This is a genomic window from Streptomyces sp. NPDC051133, from assembly GCF_040682635.1.
In the GTDB taxonomy this organism is placed as follows: domain Bacteria; phylum Actinomycetota; class Actinomycetes; order Streptomycetales; family Streptomycetaceae; genus Streptomyces.
Window position 1 is genome coordinate 95,078 of sequence record NZ_JBFBBK010000028.1, and the last position, 13,934, is coordinate 109,011.

General features: G+C 70.9%; 11 protein-coding genes. 6 read left to right on the forward strand and 5 right to left on the reverse strand.

Annotation, left to right across the window (positions count from 1 at the left end; translation table 11 throughout):
• Positions 1-66: 66 nt before the first annotated feature.
• Positions 67-1,260, reverse strand: a complete 1,194-nt coding sequence (locus tag AB0N17_RS27240) for an RtcB family protein (RefSeq protein WP_366014139.1) — start codon at positions 1,258-1,260, stop codon at positions 67-69.
• Between the two features lie 204 nt (positions 1,261-1,464).
• On the opposite strand from AB0N17_RS27240, the gene AB0N17_RS27245 reads away from it, so the two are divergent.
• From AB0N17_RS27245 to AB0N17_RS27255, 3 genes are all read left to right on the forward strand, one after another.
• Positions 1,465-2,331, forward strand: coding sequence for a DUF3558 domain-containing protein (locus AB0N17_RS27245; RefSeq protein ID WP_366014140.1), 867 nt, complete (start codon positions 1,465-1,467; stop codon positions 2,329-2,331).
• Positions 2,332-2,457: 126 nt separating this feature from the next.
• Positions 2,458-3,381, forward strand: a complete 924-nt coding sequence (locus AB0N17_RS27250) for a DUF3558 domain-containing protein (protein WP_366014141.1) — start codon at positions 2,458-2,460, stop codon at positions 3,379-3,381.
• 321 nt (positions 3,382-3,702) lie between these two features.
• The gene (locus AB0N17_RS27255) at positions 3,703-4,938 is read left to right on the forward strand and encodes a DUF2637 domain-containing protein (RefSeq protein ID WP_366014142.1); all 1,236 of its coding nucleotides are present in this window, start codon (positions 3,703-3,705) and stop codon (positions 4,936-4,938) included.
• 71 nt (positions 4,939-5,009) lie between these two features.
• On the opposite strand, the gene lysS is transcribed toward AB0N17_RS27255, so the two are convergent.
• Positions 5,010-6,749, reverse strand: coding sequence for a lysine--tRNA ligase (gene lysS, locus AB0N17_RS27260; RefSeq protein WP_366014144.1), 1,740 nt, complete (start codon positions 6,747-6,749; stop codon positions 5,010-5,012).
• Positions 6,750-6,877: 128 nt separating this feature from the next.
• Between lysS and argS the strand changes: the two genes are divergently transcribed.
• The gene (gene argS / locus AB0N17_RS27265; RefSeq protein WP_366014145.1) at positions 6,878-8,662 is read left to right on the forward strand and encodes an arginine--tRNA ligase; all 1,785 of its coding nucleotides are present in this window, start codon (positions 6,878-6,880) and stop codon (positions 8,660-8,662) included.
• A gap of 60 nt (positions 8,663-8,722) precedes the next feature.
• Here the strand turns inward: argS and AB0N17_RS27270 are convergent, their stop codons facing one another.
• Complete coding sequence (locus tag AB0N17_RS27270) at positions 8,723-9,682, reverse strand: YafY family protein (protein ID WP_366014146.1); 960 nt, start codon at positions 9,680-9,682, stop codon at positions 8,723-8,725.
• Positions 9,683-9,754: 72 nt separating this feature from the next.
• Here AB0N17_RS27270 and AB0N17_RS27275 point away from each other — a divergent pair, with 72 nt between their 5' ends.
• Positions 9,755-10,168, forward strand: a complete 414-nt coding sequence (locus tag AB0N17_RS27275) for a VOC family protein (protein ID WP_366014147.1) — start codon at positions 9,755-9,757, stop codon at positions 10,166-10,168.
• 108 nt (positions 10,169-10,276) lie between these two features.
• On the opposite strand, the gene AB0N17_RS27280 is transcribed toward AB0N17_RS27275, so the two are convergent.
• Complete coding sequence (locus tag AB0N17_RS27280; protein WP_366014148.1) at positions 10,277-11,398, reverse strand: hypothetical protein; 1,122 nt, start codon at positions 11,396-11,398, stop codon at positions 10,277-10,279.
• A 395-nt stretch (positions 11,399-11,793) separates the two neighbouring features.
• Between AB0N17_RS27280 and AB0N17_RS27285 the strand changes: the two genes are divergently transcribed.
• On the forward strand, positions 11,794-12,612 hold the full coding sequence (locus tag AB0N17_RS27285; RefSeq protein ID WP_366014149.1) for a DUF4253 domain-containing protein: 819 nt from the start codon (positions 11,794-11,796) through the stop codon (positions 12,610-12,612).
• An 82-nt stretch (positions 12,613-12,694) separates the two neighbouring features.
• Here AB0N17_RS27285 and AB0N17_RS27290 read toward each other — a convergent pair whose 3' ends face one another.
• Complete coding sequence (locus AB0N17_RS27290) at positions 12,695-13,897, reverse strand: PLP-dependent aminotransferase family protein (RefSeq protein ID WP_366014151.1); 1,203 nt, start codon at positions 13,895-13,897, stop codon at positions 12,695-12,697.
• Positions 13,898-13,934 lie beyond the last annotated feature (37 nt).

Here is a 13,934-nt window from a genome sequence, read left to right on the forward strand (position 1 = left end):
CCGCTTCGACGACCGGAAGGACACCCGGGAGACCCGTTCCAGTTCCGGTCGTCCACGAGCCGCAGGTCAGCCCTTCACGCAGACGACCTGCTTCAGCTTCGCCACGACCTGCACCAGGTCCTTCTGCTGGTCGATGACCTGGTCGATCGACTTGTACGCGCCCGGGATCTCGTCCACGACACCGGAGTCCTTGCGGCACTCCACGCCTCGCGTCTGATCCTCCAGGTCCTTCGTCGAGAACCGACGCTTGGCCGCGTTCCGGCTCATGCGCCGACCCGCTCCGTGCGACGCCGAGTTGAAGGCCATCTCGTTACCGAGGCCCTTCACGATGTACGACCCCGTGCCCATCGAGCCCGGGATGATGCCGTACTCACCCGAGCCGGCCCGGATCGCGCCCTTGCGGGTCACGAGCAGGTCCATGCCCTCGTAGCGCTCCTCCGCCACGTAGTTGTGATGGCAGGAGATCTCCGGCTCGAAGGCCGGCTTCGCCTTCTTGAACTCCTTGCGGATCACGTCCTTCAGGAGTGCCATCATCAGTGTGCGGTTGTACGTGGCGTACTCCTGCGCCCAGAACAGGTCGTCGCGGTAGGCCGCCATCTGAGGTGTGTCCGACACGAAGACGGCGAGGTCGCGGTCGACCAGGCCCTGGTTGTGCGGGAGCTTCTGGGCCACGCCGATGTGGTGCTCGGCGAGTTCCTTGCCGATGTTGCGGGAACCGGAGTGAAGCATGAGCCACACGGAACCGGTCGAATCCGTGCAGATCTCGATGAAATGATTACCCCCGCCGAGCGTGCCCATCTGCTTCCAGGCCCGCTCCTGGCGGAACCTGACCGCTTCGGCCACCCCGTCGAACCGCCCCCAGAAGTCGTCCCACCCGGACGTCGCCAGCCCATGGAAGTCCCCGGGCTCGACCGGGTCCTCGTGCATCCCGCGCCCCACCGGAATCGCCTGCTCGATCTTCGACCGCAGCCGCGAGAGGTCACCGGGGAGATCGTTGGCGGTCAGTGACGTCTTCACCGCCGACATCCCGCACCCGATGTCCACGCCCACCGCGGCCGGGCACACCGCGCCCTGCATCGCGATGACCGAGCCGACCGTCGCGCCCTTGCCGTAGTGGACGTCCGGCATGACCGCGAGGCCCTTGATCCACGGCAGGGTCGCCACGTTCTGGAGCTGGCGCAGGGCCACGTCCTCGACCGTCGCGGGGTCCGTCCACATGCGGATCGGAACCTTCGCGCCCGGCATCTCCACGTACGACATAGCGTCCTCATTCCCCCGAAAACATGACAGAAGTCTTAGATAGCAAAACCGGCGCCAAGGTCGGCAAAGGGGACAACGGACCGGCGTTCACGGCAGTGCGTGCGATACACATTGTCTCCAGGGGGCGCCCCCGCGCGGCAAGCGAATAACCAGCGGGGACACCGGCCCATCGAGCGAGCGCACACCGTCGAGAGGAGCCTGACCGTGCAGCGGAAGGCGTACGTAACCGGCACCGCCGCCCTCCTCGTGGCGCTGCTGGCCGGCTGCACGAGCGGCTCCGGGGACGACAGCCCGGCGGACAACGCCAACCCGGGCGACACCGGCACGGCCACCGTCGCCGCGCAGCCCGGCAAGTACCGCACCCTCCCCGAACCCTGCGGCGCGGTCGGTCACGACGACCTCGACTCGCTCCTGCCCGGGATCAAGCAGATCACCGACCCGGACCAGCGCGACAAGGCCTACCAGGGCGAGGCGGCGCTCACCTACGACACGGAACGCAAGGTCGGCTGCCACTGGAAGGTGGAGTCCGCCGACGCCACCGACCGGCTCTCGGTCGACTTCGAGCGCGTGGTGTCGTACGACAACGCGGTCAGTGACGACGACCAGGCGCGGAAGCTGTTCGAGGGGAAGGAGACGGCCGCCGATCTGCCCGAGCCGGCCGGCACCGCGACGCCCGGCGGGTCCGCGACCCCGACGCCCACCCCGTCGGGGTCCGCCACCGGTTCCCCGTCCGGCTCGCCGAGCGACGGGGCGTCCCCCTCGGACGGGGCGTCGTCGCCGGGCGGGGCGTCCCCGGGCGGGGCCTCGTCCGCCGACGGCACGCCGAATGATCTTCAGCCGCGCGCGCTCTCCGACCTCGGTGACGAGGCGTACATCGACGATCAGCTGAGCACGTCCGGTTCGACGGCCGAGCAGCGGACGGTGACTGTGGTGTTCCGCACGTCCAACGTCGTCGTCACCCTGGAGTACGAGGAGCAGCCGATGGCCACCGGAACGGTCCCGGACAGCAAGGAAATGCAGGACAGGGCCCGGAATCTGGCCTCGCAACTGGACGACGCGCTCAACGGATGACGGTCTCCCCGGCCCCATCCACCCCGTCCGGCAAAGCACTCGAAGAGAAACCGCACAGCTCCTTCACCGCGTACGGTGGCCCCGCAGGAACCCGCACGAACACCGAGCGTCACGAGTGAAGGAACCATGCGACGAGCAGTCCAGCGAGACGACCGTGCCCAGCAAGCGAAGCGCAGCCGGCGCCTGAGCCGCGTTCTGATCTGCGCGGCAGCCGTTCCCGCGGTGCTGATCACCGCGGCCTGCTCCTCGGACTCGGGCGACTCCAAGAGCAAGGGCACCGACAGCGGTCAGCAGCAGTCGGCGAGCAGTGGCACGCCGTCCGCGAGTGCGTCCCCGACCGTGCAGGCGGCCGCGTACCGGAAGCTTCCGGACTCGTGCGCGGTGCTGACGAAGAAGACGCTGGGCGATCTGGTGCCCAAGGGTGTCTCGTCGGCCAAGAAGGGCGGCTCGGACGACCCGTCGTCGCGTTCTTCCTGCTCGTGGAACAGCCTGGACAACAACGGTGTCAAGGGTTCGCAGTTCCGCTGGCTGAACGTCTCCCTGCTGCGCTTCGACTCGGACGCCTCGCGCGGCACGGGTGAGGCGCAGGCGCACGCGTACTTCGTCCGGCAGGTCAAGGACGCCCAGGCGGTGGACGGCGCGAAGAACGCGTCGTCGCAGCCGGTGTCCGGGGTGGGCGCCGAGGCGACGACCGTGCGGTACGACCTGAAGAAGAAGGAAGGCCTGTTCAAGCAGCAGACGGTGGTCGCGCGGGTCGAGAACGTGGTCGTCACGCTCGACTACAACGGCGCCGGCCTGGCCGGTGAGAAGACTCCGGACGCCGGTGACCTCGCGAAGGCGGCGGAGAAGGCCGTGAAGGAGGCGGTGGCGTCGGTGTCGTCCGCCAACGGCCAGGGCTCGGGGTCGGGTTCGTCGTCGTCCTCTGCCTCGCCCTCGAAGTCGGCGTCCCCGTCGAAGTCGGCGTCGAAGTCGGCGTCGCCGTCCAAGTCCCCGTCGAAGTCCGCTTCTGCGAGCGCGTCCCCGTCGAAGTCGGCGGCGCAGAAGGGCTGACGGGTCTCCGGGCGCGGCCGGGCCCCTCCGGCCGGACCGCGCCCGTGCTCGGGGGGCGTACGGAGATCACCATGTCGTGCGCAGGGCCGGGGCGAACGCGTCCCCATGGGCGACCGCATCGCCGTCACAGCAGGCCGGCGGCGCTGTCCGGGCGGGATCCCGCGCTCTCCGACACCGCCTCTCCGCACTGTCTCCCCACCCTCTCCCGGCCGGAACGGCCGACCGCTGCCACGTTCGCCGTACACGTGTGCCACTCTGTTGCGCGCAACAACAGGCAAGGGGAGGGGAGAACGAGTGGCCGCGCCACTGCAGCTGACTCGGATGCACCGCATACTCATCGGCGTGGTCGTGACCGGCGCCCTGATCATCGCCGGCATCGGCTTCGCCGGCTCGTACGCGGCCGTCCGGGCGCTGGCCTTGAAGAAGGGCTTCGGGAACTTCTCCTACGTGTTCCCGGTGGGCATCGACGCAGGTATCTGTGTCCTGCTGTCCCTGGATCTGCTGCTGACCTGGATCCGCATCCCGTTCCCGCTGCTGCGCCAGACGGCCTGGCTGCTGACGGCCGCGACCATCGCCTTCAACGGCGCCGCCGCCTGGCCGGACCCGCTGGGCGTGGGCATGCACGCGGTGATCCCGGTCCTGTTCGTGGTCGCGGTCGAGGCCGCCCGCCACGCCATCGGCCGCATCGCCGACATCACGGCCGACAAGCACATGGAGGGCGTCCGGCTCACCCGCTGGCTGCTCTCCCCGGTGCCGACGTTCCTCCTCTGGCGCCGCATGAAGCTGTGGGAGCTGCGCTCCTACGACCAGGTCATCAAGCTGGAGCAGGAACGTCTCGTCTACCAGGCGAGGCTCCGTTCCCGCTTCGGCCGGGCCTGGCGCCGCAAGGCCCCGGTGGAGTCCCTGATGCCGCTGCGGCTGGCGCGGTACGGCGTACCGCTGGCGGAGACGGCCCCGGCGGGCCTGGCGGCGGCGGGCATCGAGCCGAGCGTGGTCCCCGCCGTGGCCGCGGGCGGTCGCGCCGCCGTTCCGGCACGCACGGGCGCGGCACCGCAGAGCGAGCGGCGCCCCCAGCTGCCCGGCCAGCCCGCCGGGCAGCCGGACCACGCCCCCGTGGACGAGCAGAGCCCCTGGTTCCAGGCCCCGCGGGAGATCGAGTACCACGGCGGCTACGACCCCGCCTACGACCCGATGATGCAAGAACCTCAGTACGCCCCCGAGGAGGAGTACGGGGAGTGGTACGAGGACCAGCCGCCCGAGCAGTTCCAGCAGCCCTCCCCCGAGGAGACCGGCAGCTTCCCCATCCCGGTGGGCCCGAACCGCACCCGCGAACTCGGCGAGGGCGGCGGTGTCCCCGAACCGGAGCCGACGGAGGACGACTACTACCAGGTCTTCCGCAAGTCGATCGACGGCAGCTACCCCACGGCCGCCCAGCTGAGGGACGACGTGGAGGCGACCTTCGGCGTGGCACTCCCCCAGCGGGACGCCGAACACATGGTCAAGGCCTTCACCGACCGCCACTCCCGGGAACTCCAGGAAGAACCGCACATCGCCTGACGGCACGCAAGGCATGAGCGCAAGGCATGAGAAAGGGGCCCTTCGCGAAGGGCCCCTTTTTCCGTTACCGCTTACTCCCCCAGCAGCGCCCGCACCCGCTCCTGGCCCACGGCCAGCAGCAGCGTGGGCAGCCGGGGACCTGTGTCCCGCCCGACCAGCAGGTGGTACAGCAGCGCGAAGAAGGTCCGCTGGGCCGTCTTGATCTCCGGCGGCAGCTCCTTCGGCGTGGCGTCGGCCGGGAACCCGGCCTGCACCTTCGGCACGCCGTAGACGAGGTGGGTCAGCCCGTCCAGCGACCAGTGCTCGGCGAGCCCGTCGAGCAGCAGCCGTACCGACTGCTGGGACGCCTCGTCGAGCGACTTCAGCAGCTCGGCGTCGGGCTCGTCGCGCACGATGGTCCGCTGGTCGGCGGGGACGTGCGTGTTGATCCACGCCTCGGCCCGGTCGTAGCGCGGCCGGGCCTCCTCCAGGGAGGCCAGCGGCTGCTCCGGGTCCAGTTCGGAGAGGATCCGCAGCGCCTGGTCCTCGTGCCCTGCGGTGATGTCGGCGACGGAGGCGAGCGTGCGGTACGGCAGCGGGCGCGGCGTCTTCGGCAGCTCGGCGGCGGCCGTACCGACGGCGCGGGTGTGCGCCGCCACGTCCGCCGGCAGGGCGGAGCCGTCGGCGACCTTCCCGGCGAGCTTGTCCCACTCGTCGTACAGCCGCTGGATCTCCTGGTCGAAGGCGATCTTGAAGGACTGGTTGGGCCGGCGGCGGGCGTAGAGCCAGCGCAGGATCTGCGGCTCCATGATCTTCAGCGCGTCCGCCGGGGTCGGCACCCCGCCGCGCGAGGAGGACATCTTCGCCATGCCGCTGATCCCCACGAACGCGTACATGGGCCCGATGGGCTGCTTCCCGCCGAAGATCCCGACGATCTGGCCGCCCACCTGGAACGACGAACCCGGCGAGGAGTGGTCGACACCGCTCGGCTCGAAGATCACGCCCTCGTACGCCCAGCGCATCGGCCAGTCGACCTTCCAGACCAGCTTGCCGCGGTTGAACTCGCTCAGCCGGACGGTCTCGGCGAAGCCGCACGCGGTGCACGTGTACGCCAGCTCGGTGCTGTCGTCGTCGTAGGAGGTGACGGTCGTCAGGTCCTTCTCGCAGTTGCCGCAGTACGGCTTGTACGGGAAGTACCCGGCGGAGCCGGAGCTGCCGTCGTCCTCGGACGCGGCGCCCGAGCCCTCCTCGGCCTCCAGCTCGGCCTCGTCGACGGCCTTCTGCTGCTGCTTCTTCGGAGCCTTCTTCGTGCGGTACTGCGCGAGGATCGCGTCGATGTCACCGCGGTGCTTCATGGCGTGCAGGATCTGCTCGCGGTAGACACCGGAGGTGTACTGCGCGGTCTGGCTGATCCCGTCGAACTCGACGCCCAGCTCGGCCAGCGAGGCGACCATCGCGGCCTTGAAGTGCTCGGCCCAGTTCGGGTACGACGACCCGCGCGGCGCCGGGACCGAGGTCAGCGGCTTGCCGATGTGCTCCGCCCACGACCCGTCGATCCCCTCGATGCCCGCCGGAACCTTCCGGTAGCGGTCGTAGTCGTCCCAGGAGATCAGGTGCCGCACCTGGTACCCGCGGCGGCGGACCTCGTCGGCGACCAGGTGCGGGGTCATGACCTCACGGAGATTGCCCAGGTGAATGGGCCCGGAGGGAGAGAGTCCGGAAGCGACGACGACGGGTTTGCCGGGGGCTCGGCGCTCCGACTCCTCGATGACCTCATCCGCGAAACGGGAGACCCAGTCGGTGGTCTCGGTGCTCTGAGCCACGATCGGCACGTCCTTCTTTCTGAACGGGGTGACACTCCATTCTCACAGACCGGCTCGCGCCCGCGAAAACGGCTTTACCTCCCATGGGATACTGGCTGGGACTATCCATCCCCACGAGGAGAACGGCACCCATTCCTATGGCCTCGGTCACGTCCCTCAGCGACAACGTCCAGCAGCACCTCGCGTCCGCCCTCTCGGCCACCCTGCCGGAGGCCGCCGGCGCGGACCCGCTGCTGCGACGAAGCGACCGGGCCGACTTCCAGGCCAACGGCATCCTGGCGCTCGCGAAGAAGGCGAAGGCCAATCCCCGGGAGCTGGCGACGCAGGTCGTCTCCCAGGTGGTCACCGGCGACGAGCTGATCAAGGACGTCGAGGTCTCGGGTCCCGGTTTCCTCAACATCACGATCGCGGACGGGGCGATCACCGGGAACCTGGCCGCCCGGTACGCGGACGAGACGGGCCGCCTCGGCGTGCCGACCGCCGCGCAGCCGGGCACGACGGTGATCGACTACGCGCAGCCGAACGTGGCGAAGGAGATGCACGTCGGCCACCTGCGGTCGGCGGTGATCGGCGACTCGGCCGTCCAGCTCCTCGAGTTCACCGGCGAGAACGTGATCCGCCGTCACCACATCGGCGACTGGGGCACCCAGTTCGGCATGCTCATCCAGTACCTGGACGAGCACCCGCACGAGCTGGACCACAAGGCGTCGGCCGAGGGCACCGCCGCTTCGGGCGAGGAGGCGATGTCGAACCTCGACCGCCTCTACAAGGCCGCGCGGAAGTTCTTCGACTCCGATGAGGAGTTCAAGACCAGGGCCCGCCGCAGGGTGGTCGACCTCCAGGCCGGCGACCCGCAGACGCTCGCCATGTGGCAGAAGTTCGTGGACGAGTCGAAGATCTACTTCTTCTCCGTCTTCGAGAAGCTGGACATGGAGGTCCGCGACCCCGACATCGTCGGCGAGTCGGGGTACAACGACATGCTGGCGGAGACCTGCCGCCTCCTGGAGGAGTCGGGCGTCGCGGTCCGCTCCGAGGGCGCCCTCTGCGTCTTCTTCGACGACATCAAGGGCCCGGACGGCAATCCGGTCCCGCTGATCGTGCAGAAGTCGGACGGCGGCTACGGCTACGCGGCCACCGACCTCTCCGCGATCCGCGACCGCGTCTTCAACCTGAAGGCGAGCACCCTGCTGTACGTGGTGGACGCCCGCCAGGCCCTGCACTTCAAGATGGTCTTCGAGACCGCGCGCCGGGCCGGCTGGCTGAACGACGACGTCAAGGCGCACCAGCTGGCCTTCGGCACGGTGCTGGGCAAGGACGGCAAGCCGTTCAAGACGCGTGCGGGGGAGACGGTCAAGCTCCAGGACCTCCTGGACGAGGCCGTCGACCGGGCCACGGCCGTCGTCCGCGAGAAGGCCGAAAAGGTCGGTCTGACGGAGCAGGAGATCGTCGAGAACGGCCGTTACGTCGGCATCGGCGCGGTGAAGTACGCGGACCTGTCCACCTCCGCGGTCCGGGACTACAAGTTCGACCTGGACCAGATGGTCTCCCTCAACGGCGACACGTCCGTGTACCTCCAGTACGCGTACGCCCGGATCCAGTCCATCCTGCGCAAGGCGGGCGAGGCACGCCCGGCCGCCCACCCGGAGCTGGAACTGGCCCCCGCGGAGCGCGCTCTCGGCCTGCACCTGGACCGGTTCGCGGAGACGGTCCTGGAGGCCGCGGAGGGCTACGAGCCGCACAAGCTGGCCGCGTACCTGTACCAGCTGGCGTCGCTGCTCACGTCCTTCTACGACCAGTGCCCGGTCCTGAAGGCCGACACCCCGGAGCAGGTGGAGAACCGCCTGTTCCTGGTCGACCTCACCGCCCGCACCCTGCACCAGGGCATGGCCCTGCTGGGCATCCGGACGCCCGAGAAGCTCTGACGAAGGCTCCGGCCACGAGAGCGCGGCTCGGGGTGGGCGCCGGCCGCCACGGCATCGCCTCTACCCCTGGGCCGCGTTCTCCTCGGCAAGTTCCCGGGCCCGCCGCACCAGAGCCTCCCGTACGGCATCCGGGGCGAGGACCCGCAGCGGCGTCCCCAGACCGATGAGATAGCGGGCGAGGCCGTCCGGATCGGGGCCGCCGACATCGACCAGGGTCGCGTCCGGCCCGTCCGGGCGATGGGTGCCGACCGTCGGCGGGACGATCCGTAGCGCCGCCTCCAGCGGGACGGACAGGCGGACGGTCGCGGACAGCGGATAGGGCCCGTTCGCGATGTTCCGGGAGACCAGCCACGCCGGATCCGGCGGGTCGACGAACTCCACCGGCCGTCCGGTGGGTTGGAGCCGGTCGACCCGGTCGGCGCGGAACGTCCGCCACTGGCCCCGCCCCACGTCCCGCGCGACGAAGTACCAGCGCCGCCCGGCGTGCACGAGACGGTACGGCTCGACGTCCCGCACGGTGGCCCGCCCCTCCCCGTCGGTGTACGACAACCGGGCACGCTCCCTGCGCCGGCAGACCGCGGCCAGCTCCAGCAGCACACCCGGCCTGATCTGGGGTCCCTCACCGCCCGGGAGCCGTACGAAGGCGTCGTCCAGCTCACCGAGCCGGTCCGCGACCCGCCGGGGCAGCACCTGCCGCAGCTTCAACAACGCCGACAGCGCCGCCTGATCGCCGCCCAGCGCATCACCCAGCGCCGCCTCCCGCAGCCCGATCGCCACGGCGAGCGCCTCCTCGTCGTCGAGGATCAACGGCGGCACCCGGGAGCCCGCACGGAGCCGGTAACCGCCCCAGGGCCCCGCATCGGAGTCGACGGAGTAACCGATCTCCCGCAGCCGCGCGACGTCCCGCCGAACCGTACGGTCGGTCACCTCCATCCGCTCGGCCAGCTCGGCGCAGGTCCAGGAGGGCCGGGAGGACAACAGGGACAGCAACCGCAGCAGCCGGGCGGACGAGCTGATCACGCCCGGCAGTCTGCCACAGGCCGGGACACGACCAGGACCGGAACTGTCCGGGTCACGTCCTAACGTCCTCCCATGACCACAGACAACAGCAACGGCGGCAACAGCGGCACCACCGCCTCCGCACCCGAGTTCCGCTACGCCGCGGTGACGTTCGACTGCCCGGACCCGTCGGAGATGGCCGACTTCTACGGCAAGTTGCTCGGCATGGCGGCCGTGTACTCCACCGACGACTTCGTCCTGCTCGGCAAGGAGGGCGCGACCCCGCTCGGCTTCAACCGCCTCACCGACTACCGCCCGCCCACCTGGCCGGACCCCACCCAGGAGAAGCAGGCGCACATCGAACTGGGCGTGGACGACCTGGACACCGCCGAGAAACACCTGCTGGAACTGGGCGCCACCAAGCCGGAGTTCCAGCCGGGCGAGCCCCGCTGGAGGATCCTCCTCGACCCAGCGGGCCACCCGTTCTGCATCACGACGCTGGTGTAGCGCTCTGCAGGGGCGGGGCGTTGAAAGGCCGGCGTCGGGGCGCCGGAGACCCTGCCCGGGGGCGCTGGAAAGTCGCCGTCGGACCGGGTCGCCGGAGACGCCACAACATCACCGGCTCCCCGCCTCAGCCCCCTCCCCCTCGCGCCGGCTCCCGCCCCGGCGGCGCCGTCTGTTGCGAGGCGTTCGCTGGGGCCAGAGCAGCACGTATGCCGCCGAGCCGATTCCGAAGGCGAGGCGGATGAAGCCCTGGGCGGAGTCCGACGGGACCAGGAGCGCGCTGCCGTAGAGGGAGATCAACGCGATCCAGCTCACCCACGGCACCAGGCGGCGTTGGCCGATCGAGTCCCAGATCAGGGTGCCCAGGAGGACGGAGGCGTTGTAGTACGTGTACACGCTCGGGTCCAGCAGGATGCGTGCGTCGGCGGCGAGGAAGACCACCGCCGGCCAGCGGTGACGGCGTACCGCGAGGGTGCCCAGGACGGTACCGAGGGCCATCTGGGCGGGCCGGTCCCACCAGGGGGTCGCGGGGTCGTGCACCCCGAACCAGCGCAGTGAGGAGGCCGGTTGGTTGGGGATGGTGAAGCGGGCCGCGGCCAGGGTGTCCAGATGGGTGAGGTAGAAGGGGAGCCAGGCGATCGCCACCAGGCCGACGGCCCACGCCGCCGAGCGGAGCCGCGACGGGCGGGGCAACGCCAGCAGCAGGGGCAGGAAGCCCACCGCCCAGGGCTTGGAGTCGACCGCAAGGGCCAGGAAGACGCCCACCGCCGTGGCCTGGCCACGGACCAGCGCGCGGACGGCGAGGGTGGTGAAGAACAGGGCCAGGACGTCGTCGAGGTGGGCGAAGCGGACCGAGACCTCGACCCACATGGGGATGAACGCGGCCCCGGCGATCAGGACGCGCTGCTGGAGGCGTTTGTGGTTGAGGCCGGTGCCGCGGTTGTGGTCGGCGGCGGCTCTGCCGATCAGGACCAGCATGTACAGGCCCAGGCCGGACATGAAGGCGTCGGCCAGTTTCTCGCCGACGTCGGCGGAGAAGGGGGCGAACAGGCCCGCGACCAGAAAACTGACGGGGCCTATCTGAAGCTCGGGGTGGTTGGCGTAGAGGGCCAGGCCGCCGCCGGGAATCTCGCTGAACAGGAGCTGCTGACCGGTTCTCAGGTAGTGCCAGGAGATGGCGGCGTGGCGTTCGGCCACGACGAACCAGACGGCCGTCCACAGACTGAGCAGCACGATGTGCCACCGCACCGGGTACCGCCCGGACCGACCCGCCCGTCCGGACCGCCCGGACTCCTCGGACCGCCCGGACTCCTCGTGCTGACCAGACGGCTCGGACCCACCGGACTCCTCGGACCGGCCGGACCGATCGGTCCCCCCGAACCGATCGATCCCGTCCGCCCCGGACCGGCCGAACGAGCCGGACCGATCGATCCCCCCGAACCGATCGAACCCGCCCGTCCCGCCGGTCCCGCTCATCCCGTCCTTCCCGCCAGCCACGAGAGCACCACGGCGTAGCCGCACCGCAGCAGCACTCCAGCACCAGCTATGAAGAGGGTCTGCGGTCGCCTCAGGTTCATCGGGGAGGGCCGTCAACGGCGTTGTCAGTGGGTCCGTTTACAGTCACCGGCATGGCGACTCTTCCCAACCCGCTGCCCAGGCTGGCCACCGATCCGAGTGGGCGTTCCCTGGGGCTGCAACTGCCGCCCGGCAGGCTGTTCGACCTGGCCCACGACGGCCCGTGGCACGAGCCTCTGCTGTGGTACGCGGAGAAGCCGGCCGCGCCCGGTACCTGGAAGGCCCTGGGTGCCCGGGCGTCCCGGGTCGGTCTGTTGCCGGTGCTCCTGGACCTGGGCGGTTCGCCGGACAGCCCGCAGGACTGGGTGTTCCTGCCCGGCGAGACCTCGTACCCGGGGGATCACGACGCCGAGGACGTTCTGGCGGAGTACTGGGAGGCGGAGACCGAGGACGGTGAAGTCGTCGAGGAGACGGAGCCGTTCGGGGACGAGTGGCCCGGTCTCGCGCCGGCCGGCGCCCTGTCCGCCGACCCGGACACCCGTGCCGCCCAGATCGCCGACGCGCTGGCCGGCGACCCGGACGGGGAGGTCGAGGAGCCGCACCTCGCCCTGGTCCCGGCCCGCCGGTCCGCGGACATCCCGGCGGCGCTGGGCTGGACCGGCGCGGTGAACTACGAGGGGGACGCGGCCCGGCTCTGCGCGGTGCTGCGCTCGTGGGAGGACCGCTTCGGCATACGGGTCGTGGCCCTCGGCCTCGACACCCTCGTCGTGTCCGTCGCGGCCCCGCCGGCCACCCGGGAGGACGCCGAGGCGGTGGCCGCGGAGCACTTCGCGTTCTGCCCCGACACCGTCCTCCAGAGCGACCAGGACACCCTCAGCGCCTACGCCAAGGACCTCGTCGGATCCACGGCCTGGACCTTCTGGTGGGACTGAAAGCCGCTGCGACACGCTGAGGGGCCGCTGCGGCGCGCGGCAGGCGGGACCCGGGCCGGACGGGGGACGGCGTACGCGCGCCTCAGCCGCTGAGTCCCCGGCCCAGTCTGCGCAGCCCCTCCGCGATCTCCTCCGGCGTCTGTGTGACGAAGCAGAGCCGGAGGGTGGAGCGGTCGGGTTCGCCCGCGTAGAAAGGTGCGCCGGGGACGTAGGCGACGTTCTGTTCGACGGCGCGCGGCAGCAGGGCGAGGGTGTCGTACGACTCCGGCAGGCGGGCCCAGAGGAACATGCCGCCCTCGGGCCGGTTCCACACGGAGCCGGCCGGCAGGGCGTCCGGCAGTCCGGCCAGCATGGCGTCGCGGCGTGCGCCGTACACCGCCCGCACCCGCGCCACGTGTGCGTCCAGGACGTCCAGGTAGCGGGCGGCGGCGAGTTGGTTGAGGGTCGGGGTGTGCAGGTCGGCGGCCTGCTTGGCGACCGCGCAGGCGCGCCGCAGTTCCGCCGGCGCCCGCAGCCAGCCCAGGCGCAGGCCGGGGGCCATCACCTTGGAGAAGGAGCCGAGGAGGACCGTGCGGTCCTCGGCGCCGGGGCAGGAGGCGATCCAGGGGACGGGCCGGCCGTCGTAGCGGAGTTCGCCGTACGGGTCGTCCTCGACGATCCACAGTCCGCCGCGCGCGGCGACGGCGGCGATCTCCTCACGGCGCGGCGCGGGCATGGTGCGGCCGGTGGGGTTCTGGAAGGTGGGGACGAGGTAGAGCAGCTTGGGCCGTTCGCGCCGGACCGCCGCCTCCAGGGCCGCCGGGTCCACGCCGTCCGCGTCGCCGGGCACGGGCACCACGCGTGCGCCCGCGAGCCCGAACACCTGAAGTGCGGCGAGGTAGCAGGGGCTTTCGACGAGGACCGTGTCGCCGGGTTCGAGCAGGGCCGTCGCCAGCAGGGACAGGGCCTGCTGGGAGCCGGTGGTGACGAGGAGGTCGTCGGGGTCGGTGGGCAGACCCTGAGCGGTGACCCTGGCCGCGATCCCCGCCCGGAGCACCGGTTCGCCCTCGGTGGTGGAGTACTGGAGCGCCTGTGCCGCGGACTGCGCCAGCACCGCGTGGAACGCGGCGGCTATGCCCTCGCGGTCGAAGAGTTCCGGTGCGGGCAGCCCACCCGCGAAGTTGATCATCTCGGGGCGTGCGGTGACCGCGAGGATGTCCCTGACGGGCGACCCGCCCACCGACCGGGCGCGGGCGGCGAGGGGCGGAACGGGCGCGCGGGGCGGAGCGGGCTCGGCGACGGTCATGGCACGGCTCTCCTTCGGCTCGGGGAGTCGTCAGGCT

What these genes read in the sequence shown, in the direction of transcription:
- AB0N17_RS27240 (WP_366014139.1), bottom strand. Translation starts at nt 1,260, where the DNA reads ATGTCGTACGTGGAGATGCCGGGCGCGAAGGTTCCGATCCGCATGTGG.
- AB0N17_RS27250 (WP_366014141.1), top strand. Translation starts at nt 2,458, where the DNA reads ATGCGACGAGCAGTCCAGCGAGACGACCGTGCCCAGCAAGCGAAGCGC.
- AB0N17_RS27255 (WP_366014142.1), top strand. Translation starts at nt 3,703, where the DNA reads ATGCACCGCATACTCATCGGCGTGGTCGTGACCGGCGCCCTGATCATC.
- argS (WP_366014145.1), top strand. Translation starts at nt 6,878, where the DNA reads ATGGCCTCGGTCACGTCCCTCAGCGACAACGTCCAGCAGCACCTCGCG.
- AB0N17_RS27275 (WP_366014147.1), top strand. Translation starts at nt 9,755, where the DNA reads ATGACCACAGACAACAGCAACGGCGGCAACAGCGGCACCACCGCCTCC.
- AB0N17_RS27285 (WP_366014149.1), top strand. Translation starts at nt 11,794, where the DNA reads ATGGCGACTCTTCCCAACCCGCTGCCCAGGCTGGCCACCGATCCGAGT.
- AB0N17_RS27290 (WP_366014151.1), bottom strand. Translation starts at nt 13,897, where the DNA reads ATGACCGTCGCCGAGCCCGCTCCGCCCCGCGCGCCCGTTCCGCCCCTC.